Annotated in this window: 21 protein-coding genes; 5 read left to right on the forward strand and 16 right to left on the reverse strand. The window is 65.1% G+C overall.

Annotated features, from left to right (window positions below; genetic code table 11):
• Positions 1–24 precede the first annotated feature (24 nt).
• The gene (locus VN634_13200) at positions 25–963 is read left to right on the forward strand and encodes an RluA family pseudouridine synthase (GenBank protein HXC51838.1); all 939 of its coding nucleotides are present in this window, start codon (positions 25–27) and stop codon (positions 961–963) included.
• Between the two features lie 2 nt (positions 964–965).
• Here the strand turns inward: VN634_13200 and VN634_13205 are convergent, their stop codons facing one another.
• Together VN634_13205 and VN634_13210 are read right to left on the reverse strand one after the other, a co-directional pair.
• Positions 966–1,499, reverse strand: a complete 534-nt coding sequence (locus VN634_13205) for a hypothetical protein (GenBank protein HXC51839.1) — start codon at positions 1,497–1,499, stop codon at positions 966–968.
• 8 nt (positions 1,500–1,507) lie between these two features.
• Complete coding sequence (locus VN634_13210; protein HXC51840.1) at positions 1,508–1,675, reverse strand: hypothetical protein; 168 nt, start codon at positions 1,673–1,675, stop codon at positions 1,508–1,510.
• 263 nt (positions 1,676–1,938) lie between these two features.
• Between VN634_13210 and VN634_13215 the strand changes: the two genes are divergently transcribed.
• Together VN634_13215 and VN634_13220 are read left to right on the forward strand one after the other, a co-directional pair.
• Positions 1,939–2,718, forward strand: a complete 780-nt coding sequence (locus tag VN634_13215) for an rRNA adenine N-6-methyltransferase family protein (GenBank protein ID HXC51841.1) — start codon at positions 1,939–1,941, stop codon at positions 2,716–2,718.
• A 41-nt stretch (positions 2,719–2,759) separates the two neighbouring features.
• Positions 2,760–3,827 (forward strand): DUF481 domain-containing protein, encoded by a 1,068-nt coding sequence (locus VN634_13220; protein HXC51842.1) that lies wholly within the window; start codon positions 2,760–2,762, stop codon positions 3,825–3,827.
• Positions 3,828–3,858: 31 nt separating this feature from the next.
• Here VN634_13220 and VN634_13225 read toward each other — a convergent pair whose 3' ends face one another.
• Genes VN634_13225 through VN634_13240 form a run of 4 tightly spaced genes read right to left on the reverse strand, consistent with a single transcriptional unit; the run spans position 3,859 to position 6,641 of the window.
• Complete coding sequence (locus VN634_13225; GenBank protein HXC51843.1) at positions 3,859–4,623, reverse strand: HAD family hydrolase; 765 nt, start codon at positions 4,621–4,623, stop codon at positions 3,859–3,861.
• Positions 4,610–5,152 (reverse strand): DUF4149 domain-containing protein, encoded by a 543-nt coding sequence (locus VN634_13230; GenBank protein ID HXC51844.1) that lies wholly within the window; start codon positions 5,150–5,152, stop codon positions 4,610–4,612. The genes VN634_13225 and VN634_13230 overlap by 14 nt, the downstream gene beginning before the upstream one ends.
• An 8-nt stretch (positions 5,153–5,160) precedes the next feature.
• On the reverse strand, positions 5,161–6,333 hold the full coding sequence (locus tag VN634_13235) for a hypothetical protein (GenBank protein ID HXC51845.1): 1,173 nt from the start codon (positions 6,331–6,333) through the stop codon (positions 5,161–5,163).
• Positions 6,258–6,641 carry an iron-sulfur cluster assembly accessory protein gene (locus VN634_13240; protein ID HXC51846.1) on the reverse strand — a complete coding sequence of 128 codons (384 nt, stop codon included), beginning with the start codon at positions 6,639–6,641 and terminating at the stop codon, positions 6,258–6,260. Before VN634_13240 ends, VN634_13235 begins: the two co-directional genes overlap by 76 nt.
• Positions 6,642–6,736: 95 nt before the next feature.
• Between VN634_13240 and queG the strand changes: the two genes are divergently transcribed.
• Together queG and nadA are read left to right on the forward strand one after the other, a co-directional pair.
• Positions 6,737–7,840: a tRNA epoxyqueuosine(34) reductase QueG gene (gene queG / locus VN634_13245; GenBank protein ID HXC51847.1), complete on the forward strand. Its 1,104-nt coding sequence runs from the start codon at positions 6,737–6,739 to the stop codon at positions 7,838–7,840.
• A gap of 31 nt (positions 7,841–7,871) precedes the next feature.
• Entirely contained in the window at positions 7,872–8,888 is a 1,017-nt protein-coding gene (nadA, locus tag VN634_13250; protein ID HXC51848.1) for a quinolinate synthase NadA, read from the forward strand.
• A 68-nt stretch (positions 8,889–8,956) separates the two neighbouring features.
• Here nadA and VN634_13255 read toward each other — a convergent pair whose 3' ends face one another.
• The 10 genes from VN634_13255 to VN634_13300 form a co-directional block, all read right to left on the reverse strand.
• Positions 8,957–10,375 carry a hypothetical protein gene (locus VN634_13255; GenBank protein ID HXC51849.1) on the reverse strand — a complete coding sequence of 473 codons (1,419 nt, stop codon included), beginning with the start codon at positions 10,373–10,375 and terminating at the stop codon, positions 8,957–8,959.
• 97 nt (positions 10,376–10,472) lie between these two features.
• Positions 10,473–11,246, reverse strand: a complete 774-nt coding sequence (locus VN634_13260; GenBank protein ID HXC51850.1) for a methyltransferase domain-containing protein — start codon at positions 11,244–11,246, stop codon at positions 10,473–10,475.
• A gap of 16 nt (positions 11,247–11,262) precedes the next feature.
• Positions 11,263–12,189 (reverse strand): protein translocase subunit SecF, encoded by a 927-nt coding sequence (secF, locus tag VN634_13265; protein HXC51851.1) that lies wholly within the window; start codon positions 12,187–12,189, stop codon positions 11,263–11,265.
• A gap of 7 nt (positions 12,190–12,196) precedes the next feature.
• Positions 12,197–13,759, reverse strand: a complete 1,563-nt coding sequence (gene secD, locus VN634_13270; protein HXC51852.1) for a protein translocase subunit SecD — start codon at positions 13,757–13,759, stop codon at positions 12,197–12,199.
• Between the two features lie 67 nt (positions 13,760–13,826).
• Positions 13,827–14,138 carry a preprotein translocase subunit YajC gene (gene yajC, locus VN634_13275; GenBank protein HXC51853.1) on the reverse strand — a complete coding sequence of 104 codons (312 nt, stop codon included), beginning with the start codon at positions 14,136–14,138 and terminating at the stop codon, positions 13,827–13,829.
• On the reverse strand, positions 14,131–15,255 hold the full coding sequence (gene tgt / locus VN634_13280) for a tRNA guanosine(34) transglycosylase Tgt (protein HXC51854.1): 1,125 nt from the start codon (positions 15,253–15,255) through the stop codon (positions 14,131–14,133). Before tgt ends, yajC begins: the two co-directional genes overlap by 8 nt.
• A complete protein-coding gene (gene queA, locus VN634_13285; protein HXC51855.1) occupies positions 15,252–16,316 on the reverse strand; it encodes a tRNA preQ1(34) S-adenosylmethionine ribosyltransferase-isomerase QueA in 1,065 nt (354 codons plus the stop codon). The genes tgt and queA overlap by 4 nt, the downstream gene beginning before the upstream one ends.
• Positions 16,313–17,128: a slipin family protein gene (locus VN634_13290; protein ID HXC51856.1), complete on the reverse strand. Its 816-nt coding sequence runs from the start codon at positions 17,126–17,128 to the stop codon at positions 16,313–16,315. The genes queA and VN634_13290 overlap by 4 nt, the downstream gene beginning before the upstream one ends.
• Positions 17,125–18,603 (reverse strand): nodulation protein NfeD, encoded by a 1,479-nt coding sequence (locus VN634_13295; GenBank protein ID HXC51857.1) that lies wholly within the window; start codon positions 18,601–18,603, stop codon positions 17,125–17,127. Before VN634_13295 ends, VN634_13290 begins: the two co-directional genes overlap by 4 nt.
• Entirely contained in the window at positions 18,600–19,478 is an 879-nt protein-coding gene (locus VN634_13300; protein HXC51858.1) for a uracil-DNA glycosylase, read from the reverse strand. The genes VN634_13295 and VN634_13300 overlap by 4 nt, the downstream gene beginning before the upstream one ends.
• Positions 19,479–19,503 lie beyond the last annotated feature (25 nt).

The raw sequence follows: 19,503 nt of genomic DNA on the forward strand, positions 1-19,503 counted from the left end.
TCGCCAATGCGTAGCGTCCGCGTGATGCGGCCCACCGTTTTTCGTCTCATCGCTGCGCGCGATGCGGAGCGCGTCGATCGCCTCATCTGTGACGAAACCGGCCATGGCCGGCGCGCGGTACGGACGTGGCTGAGAGAAGGACGCGTCCGCATCAATGGTCATGTTGCGACGGCAGCGCAGCCGGTCGGCGCGGGCAGCGAGATCGTGATCGACCCGACAGGCGAAGCTCAGGGGAAGGTTGTTTCAGAGAACGACGACCGCGCGGCGAGCGACGGCCTCGTAGCCGGCCTCAACGCCGACAACCTGCACGTCGTCTTTGAATCGGAAGACATCGTCGTGGTCGCGAAACCCGCAGGTGTGCATTCGGAGCGCGGCAAGTCCGAGCCGAGCCTTGCCGGTCTTCTCGAGCAGCGCTACGGCGACCTGTCGGGCATCGGCGATCGTGCCGCCGAGGCGGGGCTCGTCCATCGTCTCGATCGCGATACGTCGGGCGTCGTCGTTGCGGCCCGCACGCGCCCCGTCTACCGCGCGCTGAGGCGCGAGTTCTCACGGGGCGCGACAGCCAAGCAGTACCTCGCGCTGGTCCGCGGCCGGCTCGCCGCGCAGGACATCGATCTGCCGCTCGTGCAGCGCGGCGCGCATGCTGCGATTGCCGGCCCACGCGATCAGGGAATGGATGCATTTACATCGGCACGGCCGCTCGAGACGGGAGGCGACTGGACGCTCGTGCTCGCGGAGTTGATTACCGGTGCGATGCACCAGGTGCGCTGCCATCTCGCAGCAATCGGTCATCCGCTTTTCGGTGATCCGCTCTATGGCGGCGACCGGCTCGCAGACAGTCCGCGCGAAGGACAGCTCCTTCACGCGCTGCGTGTCCGGATCGGGACGGGGATCGACGTGACGGTGGGACCGCCGCAGGATTTCCTCGCGGCGTACGCGGCGCTTCGCCGGCGCGGGCGCTGAAGCTATTTCTTCTTCTTTGCGGGCGGGACTTTGGCTGCGGCCTTGACCGGGGCTGCTTTTGCCGGAGCAGCCTTCGCCGGCGCAGATTTCGCCGGAACGGCGGGTTTGGCTGCACCCGGCTTCTTCCTGGTTTCTGCAGACCCGGACGGTGACGCCGTTTCGGGCTTGGCCGCCGGTTTCTTCAGGGCCGCCTTCGCCGCGTCTGCGGCAGCCTTCGAGCACGGCACGCACGTGTTGGCCTTGTTGTCGGAATCCTCGACCAGACCTTCGTCGAGGTTGTGGCAGACCTTGCGGCAGCGCAGGCAGACGAAATAGATCCCCTCGAGCGTCTTGTTGATGCGCTCGCGGTTGAGGATGCGTCCGGCGAGCTTCTGGACGCGGATTCCGAGCAGGTCGATGTATTGATGCTTGATCTTCGCGCGACCGGCTTCGTCACGTGGAAGATCGTCTTCGGCGTCGGCGTCCGACGAATCCGCATCATCGAAGAGACTGAATTCGCCGTTGCTCGTCGCGCCTTTTTTCTTGGCGCGTCCCATAAGAATTCTCAGCGGGTTCGCTGCTTGTAGCCGCAGGCTTTCTCACAGACCCAGAAGAGCCCGCGATCCCCAAAGCCGGCATACATCACGATGCGGGCATCGGAGCCACAATCGGGGCAGACGTGTTTTTGCTGGGTGGAAGTTTTCTGTGCGGTCTTGGCTTTCTTGGCGCCCATTGCTCTCTCGCGTGACCGACCCGTGTCGGAAGGAGTCCCCCCGGCGACCGGGCGACCTCAGTGGGCACCCGGGCGAGCGGCTGAACGCGCGATCCTACCCGGACCGGGCAGGCAGTCAACCGAGGAATGTTCGCGATGCTCGCATGGAATGCCTGCGACGCTCGCCTGGAATGCTTGCCAGGTGCTCGCAACGAAGGTCCATCGGCGGCTCCGCGAATGCCGCGACATTGCAACACCGACCCGCATGGGCGAAGCAGCGCGCGATGCAGGCCAACCTCCGCGACGGCGATTCCGTCGTACTGATCGACCGCCGGGGGCGCCGGTACCTGAAACGGCTCAAGTCCGGGCACCGTATGACCATTCGCTCGACGGTCCTGGCCTGCGATCGTCTCATCGGGCTGCCCGACGGCTCGCGCGTCGGGGGCGACCGCGACGAGGAGTTCCACGTCTTCCTGCCCGGCTACGCCGAGCTCGTTCCGCTGTTCGAACGCTCGGCCGAGCCGATTTTCGCGAAGGACGCCGGCCTGATCATCACCCGCGGCGACATCCGACCGGGACAGACCGTCCTCGAGATCGGGGCCGGCTGCGGTGCGCTGTCGATGGCGCTGCTGCGGGCGGTCGGTCCGACCGGCCAGCTCGTGACGTACGAAATCCGTGAAAACTTCGCGGCCGAGGCCCGCCGCAACGTAGAGCGCTACGAAGGCCCCGCGCCGGCCTGGACGATCCGCATCCGCGACGCATCCACGGGCCTCGACGAGCGCGACGTCGACCGCATCGTCATCGACATTCCGGATGCGATCTCGGTGCTTGCTGCGGCGGCTGACGCGCTACGCGACGGCGGAATCCTGGTCGCATTCTCGCCGACGGTCCTGCAGGTGCGCGACATCCACGATGCCGTATTCACGTCCGGCGCGCTCGGCTATGCCGAAACCTACGAAGTGCTCGAGCGGAGCTGGCACGTCGACGCGCAGAGCGTGCGTCCGGATCATCGCATGATCGCGCATACCGGGTTCATCACGATCGCCAGACGGCTCGCACGCTGAGAACGTCAATTACGCCGGCCTTTCAAAGGGAGGGACATTCGATGATCGGACATCGCGGAATCGCAGCAGCTTTCGTGGGGCTGCTTCTCGTGGCGCCACCCGCGCACGCAGACCGTCTGGTCGCCGGCGGTACGACTCTCAACGGGAAGGTGACTTCCGTGACCACGGCCGGAGTCGAGTTCCAGCTCGAGTTTGCGAAGGACCCGTTCCTCGTGCCGTGGAAAAACATCGAGGACCTTTCGACCGAATCCACCTACCACGTGCTCTACGGCGACGAAGGCGCGGCCGACTCGCAGATCCGCAGCTATCACGACGGCCAGCTGCTCGTCGGGGACATTGCGGTCGATCCGAAGGTGCTGGTCTCGGCAACCGTTCAGACCGGCGAGACGCCGGGGCTTCGCGAGAGCGTGCGAAGCGCGATGCGCTACTGGCACGGCAGCTTCGACTTCGGCCTCAACGTGCAGCAGGCGACCAACGATACGTTCGGAGTGTTCTTCGCCATCCATACCCTGCGTGCGAAGGGTCCGACTCGCCTCATCATGGGCGCGGACTACCGGTATGCGAACGAGAACCCGCCGGACGAGGACAAGCGTTCGACCAAGGATTCGGCCGCGGCGATCGTGCGCGGCGAGTACGACATCACCAAGAACATCTTCGCGTATGCGTCGACCGATGCACTTTACGACTCGATCCAGAACCTCAGCCTGCGGGCGGTCCCCAAGCTCGGCGCCGGCTATGTCATCTGGCAGCGCGAGCCGAAAGAGAACGTTCGCGACTTCTTCCAGGTCGAGGCGGGCGCAGGCTGGGTCTACGAGAAGTACATCGAGAACGACCCCAAGCCCGACGACGACTATTTCACGATCGCGCTCGGTGCGGCGGCGGCCGCGCTGCTGCCTCGCGCCATCACCGTCGACTGGCGCTTCGACTACCTGCCGAACGTGACCGACTTCAGCGACTACGTGATCCGAACCGGCGCCGGCCTTTCCGCGCTGGTGATCGAGCCGCTGAGTCTTCGCATCGGCATCACCGACGTCTACGACAGCACGCCGTCGGGCGACTCGGACAAGAACAGTCTCAACCTGGACACCACGCTGTCAGTCGGCTGGTAGGAAATCGGGGACAGACACCGATTTCGCGAAATCAGTGTCTGTCCCCGATTTTTTCTCTCGAAAGCCAGCCGGGAAGCGCATCGACATCGGCGAGAACAGCAACGGCAGGTGACGCGGCCTGCGCTTCGTCAGTTTCGGGCCGGACCCACAAGGCCGAAAGCCCGGCGCCATGCGCACCCTCGATGTCTTCGACGAGCGTGTCGCCGATGTAGAGACAGTCGCCGGGCGCGGCGCCCATGCGGCTGCACGCGCGCTCGAAGATCTCGCGCACCGGTTTTCGAAGCCCCTCCTCTTCCGAGATCACGATCACTTCGAAATACGGCGCAAGGCCTGCCTCCGCGAGCACGCGCCTCGCGGTCGCTCCGTCGTCGAAGTTCGACAGCAGCGCCAGGCGATGCGACTTCGCCAGCCGCGAGAGCAGCTCCGGCCGCCCGGGCGGACAGACGACGGAACGCGCGAGCGTATCCATGTGCAGCTCGGCCATCTGCCGCGCAGCGACCGTGGCGATCGGCTCGCCCAGCCCGAAGCGCGCAAGCGTCCGTTCGAAGCGTACGCGCGTCGGAATCTCGATCCCGGCGCGCCGCTTTTCTTCGATCACGGCCAGCGAGGCCGTGCGCAGCTCGCGCAGGAATTCCTCGATCGGAACGGCAGGCAGAAGCTCCGTGAGAATCTGCGGCAGCCCGCGAATCGTCATCGGGATGCGTCGCCCGGAGATCTCCATCGTCGGGACGCGCGAGTCGTCGAAGAACACCAGCGTGCCGAACAGGTCGAAGATGAGGACGTCAGGCGCCGTCACGGCGTCTCGCGAGCATGAGGCCGCTGGCGGCGAGCAGGAGGATGCCGCCGCACAGCACGACGCCGTTCAGCCGCACCGAAAGATGGTGGAGATCCTGGAAGCGCGCGACTTCGGAATCGACGCCGCGAAGGCGCGCGATCTCCGGAAAGACCACCAGCGCCGACCACGCCTGCGCAACCGTCATGACGACCAGCACGCCGAACGCGATCTTCCACCGGCGCTCACCGCGTGCTGCGATTCCTGCCGCGGCAGCCGTCGTGATCACGCCCGCAACGAGACCGGCGTCGAAATAGATCGGAAAGATCAGCGCAGCGATTTCGCCGGCGTGATGCGGCTCCAGATTCATGAACAGCGCAGGCAGAACCGCGCCGGAGAAGAACGCTGCCGCGCCGACCCACAGCGCGAGCGAGGAGAGATAGATCGAGATCAGCCACGGAGATGACGCCGGAGATGACGCGGCAGCTGTCCGGGCAGACGACGCAGGGCGCGACCCTGCTCGGACCGATTCCGTCTCGACGACAGACGACATGGTCCCGCTTAAACCGCCCGCTGCTCGCTGTCGACCGCGAGCATTCGCGCGAGGATTCCGGCCGCGCGCTGAGCTCCGTCCGCCGCCTTCGCGGCAGGCCGCTCGAGCCGTTCCATTTCGACGAGAATGTCTTCCCACGTGCCGTCCGAGAGCGCGGCAGCCGTTACCACAGCGGTCCCCGGACGCGCGGAAAGATGCTCGACGAGAACCGAGTTCTCCGGAAAGCCCGGCCTCGCAGCGTAGAGAAACCGCGCGCCGGCCTTCTCGACGTCGCCGATCAAGCCGTAGCCCGGCTTTCCGAGAACGACGTCGGCCGCCGCGAGCGCATCCTCGAATGCCCGTCCGGCGGCAAGCGCCACGACGTCGCTGCGATCCGGTACGGGCCAGCCGGGCGGAACGAAATAGCGCCGGTGCGGCCGCGGCGGCGGCAGCACGAGCGACGCCGAATACGCGGGCTGGAACGCGATGAGAACGGCGCTCAGATCGTCGCCCAGGCCAAACACGGTTCGCGCCTCGGGACGCGTCATCGACGGCTTCCGCGCGACCAGCCCGATGCTGGTGCGACGCGGGAATGCCGGCATCGGAGCCGACGGCGTCGCCTCGAGAAGCAGCGTAGCTTTCGAGTACGAGGTCGCGGCGCGGCCGGCGGCCTCCGAAAACCCGAGCTCGGAGTAGATCCAGTCCCACGTGAAGTTGGCGACGGCAACGCCCGGAATTCCGACAGAATCCGCCGCTTCCAGTGGAAGCGACGAAGCGTCGGAAACGACCAGATCGAACCTGCCAGCCAGACGCTGCTGTTCGCGCGCCAGGAGGTCGGCATGCGCTTGGAGCCATCCGTCGAGCCGCTGCCGCGTGGCAGGCAGGTCGACCGTGACGTCGTCGGTCTGCGTGACTCCGACGTCGCACGGCTCGGCGATCCATCGGTCAGTGCATGCGTCGAGAGATTGCGGCCAGACCCGCGGGCGCTCGCCGGGTGCAAGTACGGTGATGCGCGTCGCGATGCGCTCGGACAGCGCCTCGACGACGGCTGCGGCGCGCACGGCGTGCCCGAAGCCATGGGCGGACAGATAGAGAGCGATCCGCCGCGGAGCCTGTTCGAAGAGCTTCAGCCGCGAGCCGCTGAGCCCGAGGAGCCCGGCGCATCGGCCGTCCCGGCCGCGAACGAAGATCCGCAGCCGCATTCGTGGGCCGCGTTCGGATTGACGAAGCGAAGCCCGGCCCCGGACAGGCCGTCGACGTAGTCGAGCACCGTTCCGCGCAGCAGCTCCTCGCTGTCGGCGGCGACAAAGACGCGAATGCCACCGGTCTCAAAAACCCTGTCGCCTTCAACGGGTTGAGCCGCGAACTTCACGGAATACTCATAACCAGAGCAGCCGCCCTTGGTGACGCTGAGGCGCAGGCCATGGTCGCTGCCGTGGCCTTCCTCGGCGCGCGCGGCAAGGACCTTCTCGACGGCCAGCGGTGTGAGTTCGACGATGCGTTCTGTCATCCAGTGCTCCTGTGGCGAGCAGCGACTCTAACACCGCGATCCGGGGGCGCAATGCACCCATTGGGCGGAGCCTGGCGCCAAGCCTCGAAGACGAGGTGCGGAGCGCAGCGAGAAGGCTCGGATTTGCCGCCTGCGGCCTGACCGGTACGGAAGACCTCGACTGCGGACCCATCCTCGCCGACTGGCTCGAAGCCGGCCGCCACGGCGACATGGACTACCTGGCGACGATGCACGAGCGGCGGCTCAGGCCGCGATTGGCTCTCGAGGGCGCGCGCTCCGCGATCGTCGTCGCGTGGTCGTATTCGGCTCCCCTGCCCCAGGATCCGGACTGGCGGGAGCTGCTTCGCGGGCGCGTGGCCGCGTATGCGATCGGGCCGGATTACCACGCGCACGTCGCTGACAAGCTTCGCACGCTGGCCAGATGGATCGCCGAGCGCACCGGCTGCGAATCGGTCGTCCACGTCGACGGCGGCCCGCTCGTCGAGAAAGATCTCGCGCGCCGCGCCGGCCTCGGCTGGTACGGTCGCAACACCAACCTGGTCCGGCCCGGCATCGGCTCGACGTTCGTGCTCGGAGTGATCGTCACGCGCGCCGAGCTCGCCGCGGATCCTTCGTTCGCGGCCGATCACTGCGGAACGTGCCGCGCGTGCGTTCCGGCGTGCCCGACCGGCGCGCTCGACAGTGGACCGACGATCGATGCACGCCTGTGCATCTCGTACCTGACCATCGAGCATCGCGGCCCCGTCCCGACCGCGCTGCGCAGCCGGATGGGCAACTGGGTTTTCGGCTGCGACGCGTGCCAGGACGTCTGTCCGTGGAACGAAGAGAGTACGGCGCCGAACGCGCTCGCGAGACCGTGGCTTCCCGGCTGGCTCGCGATGACGGAAGAAGAGTTCCGCGCAAACTTCTCGGGCACCGCGCTGATTCGACCGAAGCGCCGCGGCCTCGCCCGCAATGCCGCCATTGTGCTCGGCAACACGGGCAACCCCGCCGCCGTGCCGTTCCTCGCACGTGCCCTCGAGTCCCACGACGAGCCGATCGTCAGAGCCCACGCGGCGTGGTCGCTGGGAGCAATCGCTACTGCCGATGCGCACGCGGCACTGAGAGGTTCGTACTCGCGCGAGCGAGTCCCGCCCGTGCGTCGCGAGATCGAAGCCGCCATCGGCGTCACAACGTCGTCGCCGGCGAACGCGATTTGACCCGGCGTCCATCGCCGCTCAGGGTGCGGGAATGACGACTGGCCAAGCACCCGGCGCTCAGCGCACGGCGGAATCACTCCTCGAGCAGTTCCGTCCGCTCGGCCAGGAAACGACTTACGACGAAGAAGGCTGCCGCCGGATCGAGGAGCTCGTCCGCGAGATCACCGAACTCAAGCGCGAGAAGAACGCCGTCATCCTCGCCCACAATTACCAGCGGCCGGAGATCTTCGAGGTCGCCGATTTCGTCGGCGACTCGCTCGAGCTGGCCCGCAAGGGTCGCGACGTCGGCGAGAGCACGATCGTGCTTTGCGGCGTGCACTTCATGGCCGAGACCGCCAAGATCCTCGCGCCGCACAAGCGCGTGCTCATTCCGGATGCGCGCGCCGGCTGCTCGCTCGCCGACAGCGTCGACGCCGACGCGCTCGTCGAAAGGCGCGACGAGCTTCGCAAGGCGTTTCCCGATCTGCTGGTGATCTCGTACGTGAACACGACGGCGGCCGTGAAGGCCGTCACCGACATCTGCTGCACGTCGTCGAACGCGGTCAAAATCGTCAACGCCGCGCCAACCCAGAACGTGCTGTTCGTTCCCGACCGGAACCTGGCCGCGTACGTTGCCGCGAATACGACCAAGAACGTCATCGCGTGGGACGGCGACTGCTACGTCCACCACCAGATCCGTCCCGACGTGATCCGCAAGGTGCGCGAAGCACGCCCGGGGATCCGCGTCGTCGCGCACCCGGAATGCCGCGCCGACGTTCTCGCCGAAGCCGATGCCGTGCTCAGCACGAGCGGGATGATCCAGTATGCGAAGGAAAACGACGCGCCGGAGTTCCTGATCGTCACCGAATGCGGCCTGTCCGATCGGCTGCTTCTCGAGGTGCCGGAGAAGAAGTTCTACAAGGCGTGCCAGCTTTGCCGGTACATGAAGATGATCACGCTCGAAGGTACGCGGGACTCACTCCGCGACGGCAAGGACGAGATTCATCTGTCGGAAGAGATCTGTAGACGCGCGAAGGCTTCACTCGACCGGATGCTCGAGCTGAGCTGATTGACAGTCAATGACCTCAGCGCGTCCTTAGCACTGCCGCAAACTCCGAGAACACGCCACCCGCCGATTCAACGATTCCCACGGCTGTCCTCGGCGGACTCCCGCGTCTGTACCGACCGCAATCGGCGACGCCTGTCTGCTAGACGCGCGCCCACCCATAAGATGGCGAGGGCGCACAAAGACACAGCCCTAGGTTCGACATTCTCAATATCGACAGCCACCACTACCAACTCGAGCCCGATTAGCACAACAAAGAAACTAACAACGAAGATCGTCGCGGCTTTGAAATTTTCATACACAGCGCCATCACTGAATCCACGAAGGGAAGCATCGCTAGTTTGACCAACGGAGACGCCCAATTCCGTACCAGCATCGCGCCTAGTAGCCTCAGAATGCTCTGAGGAAGCGATGTCGGTAGACAACGATGCAACCGGCGTCCCAGCCTGCAACGGCATGCCACTGCGGATGCGTTGCAGGTCAGCGTGCAGTGCGACTACTAGCGAGTCAGTTGAGTCCCCTTCATGGATAACTGCATATTCCCCAAGATTGAACGCACCATAGACGGCTGCGCGCTCAGCGGTAAGTTTGAGAGTAGCGAGGTATCCAAGCTCAGATACTTTCCGCTCATCTTCCCGTAACCTCCTCCGCCAGTGATTGTAGTTTTGCCGCGTGAGCGCTTGACGTCGAACTATGCGCTCAAGCTGCGCCGCATCCGCAAACTGCATCACCAGCGGAGGAAATACGACGCTCGTCCTTAGCAAAACGGCATAAGGGCGGATTAGAAGAGCAAAAATTGCGAAAGCGGCAAGAGAAAAAACAAACACCCCGACACGCCCAAGTTCAGCGAACGCGTAAACCGCGAAATAGAAAGTCATCCAGGAGAGAGCGAGGGTTATCACCACTGAATATGCGCCAAAGTATAGCATCGCCAAACAGTATCGCTGCCAGTTCAACGCCTGATACGTCGCACGAGAAGTGACTGTCGCGAAGATTTCCGGACGCCAGTACTTCTGCCGCATAAGTACACTCAGCGGAAGTAGCAGAAGCGGGGTCTCTTTTGACAGCCCATTTGCCAGAGCAGCCAAGACGACGATCCAGACCGGCGAAGTGGCCACCACGAGCAGGACATAGAGCGACGTTGCCCCTTGTTCTCCCAGCAGGACAAGCAGACTGTGCGGACCTACGGACCCATTGACGTACTGCAATCTTATAGCCAAATAGGCCGCTGCAACGACGACGAATTTCCACAGAAAATTTACTGGTGAGGCGTAGTAAGCTCGATTGCCGTCCGATATCGACTTCATCTGTCGGAAGAAGTGTTCGGGTGCGAGACCGATTGCGATAATTGGCAACAGGAATGGGAACGTGTTCAAGAAAGCGAGCTTGCCGAAGATATCAGATGCCCACCGCGGCAGCCGCTTTCCAAATATACGACGACGAGTCCGCGCGACGCGTTGAATACTTCGAAGTACCATCCAGTAGATCACGGTACTAGCGCTTCCGCGGTGGTCCTAACTAGGAGAGCATCGCCCATCGGCAGCAAATGCCGAGACTGTCGTTGTCAGACGAGCTTCGCCCGGCCACTCAGCGCGTCCGGCGAATCGGCCGCGAGTCCCCGAGCTTGCGCGCCTCGACGATCGTGAACAGCGACCACGGCTTGGTCTTGTAGCGCTTGTCGAGAACGAGCACGCCGGGATCGAGCACCTCGCGCAGCCGCAGCTTCGTGCTCCAGCCGAGATGCCGCGTGATCGGATCGACGCGGTCGACCACGAAGCGGATGAGCGCGCGTTCGCTCGAGAAGTGGTTGATGATCACGATCTTGCCGCCGGGGCGGCAGACGCGGACCATCTCGTCGAGCATGCGCTTCGGGTCGGGAACGACGGTGATCACGTGGAACGCGGTCACGAAGTCGAACGACTCGTCGGGGAACGCCAGGTTCAGCGCATCGCCCTGCTGGAGCTTGATGTGCTTGTGGCGCTTGCGGTCCATCTTCTGCGCGGCCTGGTCGAGCATGTCCTGCGACAGGTCGATGCCGATCACGTCGGCATGCGGCGGGTACGCATCGACGGAAAGGCCGGTCCCGATGCCGACCTCGAGCACCTTGGCGTTGGGTGGAATCCTCAGGCCCTTGACGACCTGGTCGATGCGGCGCCGGAACACGCGCGTGAAGACGTGATCGTAGATGCCGGCGAGGTCCGAGTAGATGCGGCTGTGGTGCGGCAGCTCGGTGGGCGGCTTTCGCGCCTTGAGCCGTTCCCGTTTGCCGGCGACCGGCCGTCCGTCCGAAGGCCACGACCCGTGGCCCTCCCCACGATCGTGTTTCCTTCCTCCGAGCGGTGTATGGCCTTTGGTTCGCATCGAGACGCTGGACCGCTCAGGTCGCCTTTCCGAGCGTCGTCCCGCCGTCCTTCCACATCTCCACGATAGGACTGGCGATGAAGATCGACGAGTACGTGCCAGTGACGATTCCGACCAGGAGCGAGAAGGCGAATGCGTGGATGACCGCTCCGCCGAAAATGAACAGCGCGGTGCAGACGAGCAGTGTCGTGGTCGACGTCAGCAGGGTACGCGACAGCGTCTCGTTGATGCTGCGGTTGATCAGGCTTCGAAGATTTTCTTTTGTCGACCGGTGCATGTTCTCGCGGATTCGGTCGGCGACGACCACCGTATCCGTAACGGAATATCCAACGATCGTCAGCAGCGCGGCTACCACAGTCAGGTCGACCTCCATGTTCGCGATGGCCAGCGCGCCGACCGTTACCATGACGTCGTGCAGCAGCGCAATGGCTGCGCCCGCGCCGAAGCGCCGATCGAATCGAAACGCGATGTAGATTCCCATCATCACGGTCGACAGGAGAACTGCGAGGATGGCCCGCTGTCGCAGCTCGGCACCCACGCGTGGACCCACCACCTCGGTTCGCAGCGCGGTGAAATTCTTGTCCTTGAGCTCGGTCGTGAGGACGTTTCGTACCCTCTCCGCCTCTGCGTTCGCTTTACCCGGCTCGCTGGTCGCGAGTCGAAGCAGGTACTCGCCCGGCGCTCCGCCGTATTCCTGCACCGACGCCCCGCCTTCTTCGAGATGAAGACGATCGACTGCGGATCGCATGTCGGAGATGGTCACCGACGGGTCGACTTTGACGTGCAGCATGATGCCGCCCGTGAAGTCGATCCCGTAGTTCGGACCACCACGCCAGATCAGCGCGGCGATGCCGAGCACGGTCAGCAGGCCCGACAGCCCGAAGGCCCACGGGCGAAGCTTGAAGAAATCGATGTTCCGGTCGTTTCGAATGAGTTCGAGCATGTCCGTCTCAGATGCTGATGGTCGGGTTCGCGCGGTTTCCGACGACGACTTCGTGCATCGCCCGCGTGCAGAACACCGCCGTGAAGATGGTGGTGAGAATTCCGATACACAGCGTCAGCGCGAAGCCCTTGACCGGCCCCGAACCGAACTGGAACAGGATCAGGCCCGACAGGAACGTCGTGATGTTGGAGTCGAGAATGGCGGGCATCGCCTTCGAGTAGCCGGCCTCGAGCGCGGCGTGCGCCGTCTGCCCTTTGCGAAGCTCCTCGCGAATGCGTTCGTTGATCAGGACGTTGGCGTCGAGGGCCATACCGAGCGTGAGCACGATGCCGGCGATGCCGGGCATCGTCAGCACTCCACGGAAGCCCGCCATGATCGCAAGCATCATCAGGATGTGAATCGCCAGTGCGACGTCGGCGACCAGCCCGGCGACCTTGTAGTAGATGACCATGAACGAAACCACGAGCGCCGCCCCGATCAGGAACGAACGCGTTCCCGCGGCAATCGAGTCGCGTCCGAGCGACGGCCCGACAGTTCTCTCTTCTTCGATCACGACCGGAGCCGGAAGCGCTCCGGCGCGCAGGACGATCGCGAGATCGCGCGCCTCGTCGAGCGTGAAACTGCCGGTGATAACCGCCCGACCGCCGCCGATGCGGTCCTTGATGACCGGAGCGCTCTGGACCTTTCCGTCGAGAACGATGGCGAGACGTCTCCCGACGTTGTCGCCCGTGATGCGTTCGAACGTGTTCCCGCCCTGGGGCGTCAGCGTGATCGCAACGTACGGTCCCTCGCCCATCTGCCCGGGACGATGACGCGCGTCGCTGATTGCCGCGCCGGTCATCAGGATGGTCTGCTCGACGTTGTAAGGAATTTCATGAGAGCTGTGGGTAACCGGGTCGACCTCGGTTCCGGTCAGCCGTTTGACGCCGGGAGCGTTGGGGTCCTGCGCGAGCAGGTGAAACTCGAGCTGGGCGGTCTTGCCGATCAGGGCTTTTGCGCGCGCCGGATCCTGGATTCCCGGCAGCTGGATGAGGATGCCGTCCTTGCCGGTGCGCTGGATCGTCGGCTCGGCGACGCCGAACTCGTCGACACGATTGCGAATGGTCTCGAGCGCGATCTCGACGGCAGACTGCTTGGTCTGGTCGACTTCGGCCTGCGACATCTTGTAGCGCAGGATTCCACCCTCGCCGCCCGGCACGGGCACGAGGTTTCCGAAAGTGTCGGAAATCAGCTTCTGCATCTCGGCGCCTTTGTTCTCGCCGACGACCGTGAAGCTGAGCGTGTCGCTGCCCTCGCGTTTCCAGTCGCGCGTGGCGATTTCCTTCTCTCGCGCGGATCGGCGCAGCTGGTCCATCGTCGTGTCGATCTGGTTCTCGACGGCCTTGTCGGTCTGTACCTGCAGGACCAGATGGATGCCGCCGCGCAGGTCGAGCCCGAGCGGGATCGGCTTCGGCAGGATGGTCGTCCACCAGTCTGGAATATTCGTCGTGAAGTTCGGCACGAGCGCGAGCGCACTGAACACCATGCTGGCCGCCACCACGGCGAGCCGCCCCATCAACCCACGTTCCACTCTGACTCCTCCTTATGACCCAGCCTGATCGGCTTTTCTGCTTTCCAATCCCGCCTGATCGGCGGTGTTACGATCCAGCCTGATCGGCTTTGCTGCCGGTTCCGCCCGCTTTGACGACGCCGGCAATCTTGGTCCGGTCGTAACGAACGCGAACGTTCGGGGCGATCTCGAGCATCACTTCCTGGTCCTTCACTTCCGTAATCCGTCCGAACAGGCCGCTCGACGTAACAACCATCTCGCCGCGCTTGAGCCCTTTGACGAGATCGTCGTGCTCCTTCGCCTTCTGCTGCTGGGGCCGAATGAGCAGAAAATAGAAAACGCCCATGATCAGCACCAGCGGAGCGAGTTGCTGAGCCATCGCGTCCCAGGTGCTATCCATCAAGTTCTCCTTCGTAACGGGCGCGGAACCTCGTCCGGAAGCCCTCGTACGCGTCCGACGCGAGCGCCGTGCGAATGTCCCTCATCAATCGTTGGTAGAAACTTACGTTGTGCACGCTCGCTAGAATGGCTGCGAGCATCTCGCCGCGTTTCGCGAGATGATGAAGATAACCGCGCGAAAAGTCTATACAAGCTTCACACTCGCAGCCCTCCTCCAGCGGCAGGTCGCTGGCCCTGTGGCAGGCGTTGCGAATGGAGATGGTTCCGTCGGCCGTGAATATGCTCCCATTGCGCCCGTTGCGCGTCGGAAGAACGCAGTCGAACAGGTCGTAGCCCCATCCGCACAGGTCCACGAGATCGAGGGGGGTGCCCATACCCATCATGTAGCGGGGCTTGGCATCCGGCAGCATCCGGACCGAGAACTCGGCCGTGCGCATCGTCTCCGCCCTTTCCTCGCCCACGGACAGGCCGCCGACCGCATAGCCCGGAAAGTCGAGGGCGACCAGGCCTTCGGAATTCTCGCGCCGGAGGTCCTCGAAAAGCCCTCCCTGCTGGATGGCGAAAATCGCAGTCGGCGAGTCGTCGCGAGTGACCGCGCGGGCCCGTTCGGCCCAGCGCAGCGTCCGCCCCGCCGCCGCAGCCGCCGCTGACCGGTCGCCGGGATTCGCGATGCACAGGTCGAACACCATGCCGATGTCGACGCCGAGCGTTTCTTCCAGCGCGACGACGCTCTCCGGCGTAAGGCGCAGCTTTGCTCCGTCGATCGGTGAGCGGAACACCGCGCCCTGCTCGTCCACCTTGCAGGTGTCGGCAAGGCTGAAGACCTGGAATCCTCCGCTGTCGGTCAGCACCGGCCCGTTCCATCCCATGAAGCGCTGGATGCCGCCGAGCGCTGCGACCGTTGCGGCACCCGGCCGGAGCGCGAGATGGTACGCGTTCGCCAGCACCATCTGCGTGCCGGCGGTGCGGAGCTGGCGAGGCGTCACGCCGCGCACGCTGCCGTAGGTGCCGACCGGCATGAACGCCGGCGTCTCGACGATGCCGTGTGCGAGCGTGAGGCGGCCGGTGCGGCCGCCGCCGCGAGCACGCGACAGGATGTCGAAGCGAAGCGCGCTCATCGGATCAGCATCGCGTCGCCGTAGCTGTAGAAGCGGTAACCTTCGGCCACGGCAGTTTCGTATGCGCGTCGAATCCGGTCGCGTCCGGCGAGCGCCATGACGAGCGCGAGCAGCGTCGATCCCGGAAGATGGAAGTTGGTGACGAGCGCGTCGACGATGCGGAAGCGATAGCCGGGCTGGATGAACAGGCTGCTGGTGCCTTCGCCCGCTGTTACGTCTCCATTCGGACTGGCCGCGCTCTCGAGCGCGCGTACCGTGGTCGTTCCGATGGCGACAACGGGCCGTCCGGCGGCGCGCGCCGACGCGATGCGAGCCGCAACATCCTCGCTGATCTCGAAGCGCTCCTCTTCCATCGTGTGCGTGGAAAGGCTGCCGCGAACCGGCGTGAACGTGCCGGGACCGACGTGAAGCGTGATCGTCGCGAACTCGAATCCGCTTCGCTCGAGGCCGGCCAGCAGCTCCGGCGTAAAGTGCAGCCCGGCGGTCGGCGCGGCGACCGAGCCCGGACGGCGCGCATACACGGTCTGATAGCGCTCGATGTCGCCCGGTGTCGGGCCGGCGGATCGCTCGATGTACGGCGGCAGCGGAATCTCGCCGCAGCGTTCGAGCACCTCCGCGACGGAACGCGGTGAGAAATCGAGCAGCGCGCGGCCGTGCTCGGGGGCCGAAACCACGCGCGCGGTGACGCCTTCTTCGAGCTCGATGGTCTGCCCTTCGCGAAGCGGTTTGGCGACGCGGATCATCGCCGACGCAACGTTGTCCGAAGCCGTCGCAAGCACGAGGGCTTCGACCACGCCGCCGGTCTCGAGTTTGCGGCCGCGAAGACGCGCCGGAACCACTTTCGAATCGTTGGCAACGAGAAGCGCGCCATCCGGAATGAAGCGCGCAATGTCCGAGAAGCGCGAATGCAGGGCGCCTTCCCTCGTGCGGTCGAGCACCATCAGGCGCGAGTCCTCGCGCCGCTCGGCGGGAACCTGCGCAATGCTCTGTTCAGGAAGACGATAGTCGAGCTCGCCGGTCCAGAACGGACCATCGTGCTCGGCCGGAACGGGTCGGTTCACGCGCTGCGGTCGCCTCCGGTCGTGTTGACGGGCGCCGCGGTGACACTGCCACCAGCCACGTGCTTGCGCGCAAGGTCGATGAACGGCGTGAGCAGGTCGACCGGAATAGGCAGAACGAGCGTCGAGTGCTGCTCGGACGCGATCTCGACGAGTGCCTGAAGGAACCGCAGCTGGATCGCGATCGGATGCTCTCCCATGATCGCGGCCGCCTCGGCCAGTCTCCCCGACGCCTGGAACTCGCCTTCGGCGTTGATGATCTTCGCACGCCGGTCGCGTTCGGCTTCCGCCTGCCGGGCCATCGCACGCTGCATCTCCTGCGGAAGATCGATCTGCTTGACCTCGATCGCAACGACCTTGATGCCCCACGGCTCGGTCTGTTCGTCGAGGATCGCCTGGATCTGGGTGTTGATCTTGTCGCGATCCGACAACAGGTGGTCGAGCTCGCCCTGTCCGCAGACGCTCCGCAGTGTGGTCTGCGCGAGCAAGGACGTCGCGTACAGGTAGTTTTCCACTTCGATCACGGCGCGGCTCGGCTCGACAACGCGGAAGTACAGGACCGCATCGACCTTGACCGACACGTTGTCGCGCGTGATCACGTCCTGGGCCGGCACGTCGATGGTGGTCGTGCGCATGTCGATCCGCACCATCTTCTCGATGGCGGGGATCACGAAGATGATGCCCGGCCCGCGATACGGAACGAGCCGGCCGAGGCGCAGCACGACGGCTCTCTCGTACTCGCGGATGACCTTGACGCCCGACGCGAGAACAAGCAGCAGCAGGACGACGACGACCAGTCGGTTCATTTCGATCATGTTGTCCGTTCCTTCCGCTCCGGCTCTGCCGGCTCTTCGGTCACGACCTGGGCCTGGAGTCCGCGCAGCTTTACGATGCGCACTTTCTGTCCGGCTGTGATCGGCGCACTGCTCGCCGCGTTCCAGATCTCGCCGCGCACCTTGATCGTGCCGGTCGGTGCGAGATCGCTCAGCGCGGTGCCGATCTCGCCGATCATGCCTTCCATGCCGGCCGCCGGCTGCCGCCTGCGATCGGTCATCAGCACCAGCACGATGAGCGCGACGAATGCCGCCAGGGAACCGACGGCTGCGAAAATCAGCCGGCGGTCCACTTCGAGGCCGGACTCCGGCGTGTACAGGAACAGCGACCCGAGCGCGAGGGCGATGATGCCGCCGACACCGAGAGAGCCGAAGCTCGGATAGAACAGCTCGGCGACCAGGAACGCCATTCCCACGAGCATCAGCAGCCCACCCGTCGCGCGGATCGGCAGGATCTGCGCCGCCAGCAGCACGAGCAGCAGGCAGATCGCACCGGCGACGCCGGGAAGAATGAGACCCGGGTGCGACATCTCGACGTAGATCGACAGCATCGCGACGATCATCAGCAGGTACGCGACGTTCGGATCGCTCACGAACGCGACGACGCGCTGGCGCAGCGTCATTGCGATGTCGACGACACGCGGCTCGCCGGCGGCATCGAACGCGCCTTCGAAGTCGAGGGTCTGCCTCTTGCCCAGAACCTCGACTTCGCGCCCTTTCGCCTTGTGCAGGAGCTCGGCAAGGTCGGCGGCGACGAAATCGACGATGCGGTTGGCGACCGCATCTTTCTCGGTTGCCGTGACGCTTTCGCGAACGGCCTTTTCGGCCCACTCGACGTTGCGCCCGCGACGATCGGCGATGGCCGATCCGAAAGCGGCCGTGAAGTTCTCGACCTTCTTCGCCATCGTGCCCTTGATGTCTTCGCCTCCGGCGCCGACCGGATGCGCGGCACCGATCGATGTGCCCGGCGCCATCGCAGCGATGTGCGCAGCCATCGTCACGAACACGCCGGCCGACGTCGCGCTCGCTCCGCCCGGAGAGACGTACACGAGGACCGGGATCGGCGCCGCGAGCAGGTCCTGCACGACGAGCTTCGTCGAGTCGAGAAGACCGCCGGGCGTATCGAGGACGATGACCAGCGCTGCGGCGCCTTCGGCGCGCGCGCTTTCGATCGCACCTTCGAGATAGTCGACCGTGGCCGGCGTGATTGCTCCGCGCACCGTAGCGCGGCGGATGCTCTGCGGCGCAGCGTTGACCGGCTGAGGAACGTTCGCACCGGGCGGCTGAGAAGCAGTCGCTGCGCCTGGCTGAGAAGTATTCGCGTCAGCCGCCGCGTGCGCGGCCGGAATCGCTCCGGCCGGCTTCTGGTCCGCAGCGTGACAATCGACCGGTACGCTTGCCGCAGTGAGCACCGCGCCGGCCAGCACTGCACGCAGCAGCGGCCGGGCGGACTTCACGGCTGTCCTCGCTGCGGCAGCGCGAGCCCGAGACGGGCCATCACCAGCTTGATGTCATCCCAGACAAGGCGCTTGTCGGACGGATTGCGCAGCAGGTAGGCGGGATGAAACGTCGGCATCAGCGCAACGCCGCCCACTTCATGCCAGCGTCCGCGCCGGCGCGAGATCGGCGTGCGGTCTCCGAGCAGCGCCTGCGTCGCGAAGTTGCCGAGCGAGACGATGACCTCGGGCCGCACGAGCTCGATCTGCCGGCGCAGGAACGGCTCGCACGCGACGATCTCGTCGGGCTCGGGATTACGGTTGTTCGGCGGGCGGCATTTGACGACGTTCGCGATGTAGACGTCGTCGCGGCGAAGCCCCATGCCCTTGGTGATGATGTCGTCGAGCAGTCCGCCGGCTTTACCGACGAACGGCTTGCCTGCGCGATCCTCGTCTTCGCCCGGGCCTTCGCCGACGAACATCAGGCGCGCCGCCGGATCGCCGACGCCGAAAACGATGTTCGTGCGGCCGCGGCAGAGTTTGCAGCGCTCGCATTCTCCGAGCGCCGCGCGCAGCTCGTCGAGCGTCGTCGCGCTGCGCACGGCAGGCTCGACGAGAAGCTCGGAAAGCTTCGATCCGGACGCAGCGGGCGCGTCGCCGGCAGTGGAGATGCCCGCTGAAACGGCTGGCTGCACCGCGGGCGCCTGCGGCTCGCCCGTCGGCGGCGTGTATGCCGACGGACGCTGCGGCGTGCCTGTCCATGGCCGCTCGAGCGTCCCTGCGGATGAACGCTGCGGGTTCGGCGCCGGAGACTGCGATGACGGCACGACCTCGAGACCGAGGGCGACTTCCCTCTCGAGCCACGCACGGATCTTTCTCGAAGTCTCAGGGTCCATCAGGCAAGACTACCACGCCGGAGCG

This window comes from Candidatus Limnocylindrales bacterium, assembly GCA_035571835.1.
Lineage (GTDB): Bacteria > Desulfobacterota > Binatia > UBA1149 > CAITLU01 > DATNBU01.

Bases quoted from the DNA above. Each gene is read 5' to 3' on its own strand.
- VN634_13200 (HXC51838.1), top strand. From the start codon at position 25: ATGCGGCCCACCGTTTTTCGTCTCATCGCTGCGCGCGATGCGGAGCGC.
- VN634_13205 (HXC51839.1), bottom strand. From the start codon at position 1,499: ATGGGACGCGCCAAGAAAAAAGGCGCGACGAGCAACGGCGAATTCAGT.
- VN634_13210 (HXC51840.1), bottom strand. From the start codon at position 1,675: ATGGGCGCCAAGAAAGCCAAGACCGCACAGAAAACTTCCACCCAGCAA.
- VN634_13215 (HXC51841.1), top strand. From the start codon at position 1,939: ATGCAGGCCAACCTCCGCGACGGCGATTCCGTCGTACTGATCGACCGC.
- VN634_13220 (HXC51842.1), top strand. From the start codon at position 2,760: ATGATCGGACATCGCGGAATCGCAGCAGCTTTCGTGGGGCTGCTTCTC.
- VN634_13230 (HXC51844.1), bottom strand. From the start codon at position 5,152: ATGTCGTCTGTCGTCGAGACGGAATCGGTCCGAGCAGGGTCGCGCCCT.
- VN634_13235 (HXC51845.1), bottom strand. From the start codon at position 6,333: ATGCGGCTGCGGATCTTCGTTCGCGGCCGGGACGGCCGATGCGCCGGG.
- VN634_13240 (HXC51846.1), bottom strand. From the start codon at position 6,641: ATGACAGAACGCATCGTCGAACTCACACCGCTGGCCGTCGAGAAGGTC.
- nadA (HXC51848.1), top strand. From the start codon at position 7,872: ATGACGACTGGCCAAGCACCCGGCGCTCAGCGCACGGCGGAATCACTC.
- VN634_13260 (HXC51850.1), bottom strand. From the start codon at position 11,246: ATGCGAACCAAAGGCCATACACCGCTCGGAGGAAGGAAACACGATCGT.
- secF (HXC51851.1), bottom strand. From the start codon at position 12,189: ATGCTCGAACTCATTCGAAACGACCGGAACATCGATTTCTTCAAGCTT.
- yajC (HXC51853.1), bottom strand. From the start codon at position 14,138: ATGGATAGCACCTGGGACGCGATGGCTCAGCAACTCGCTCCGCTGGTG.
- tgt (HXC51854.1), bottom strand. From the start codon at position 15,255: ATGAGCGCGCTTCGCTTCGACATCCTGTCGCGTGCTCGCGGCGGCGGC.
- VN634_13290 (HXC51856.1), bottom strand. From the start codon at position 17,128: ATGATCGAAATGAACCGACTGGTCGTCGTCGTCCTGCTGCTGCTTGTT.
- VN634_13300 (HXC51858.1), bottom strand. From the start codon at position 19,478: ATGGACCCTGAGACTTCGAGAAAGATCCGTGCGTGGCTCGAGAGGGAA.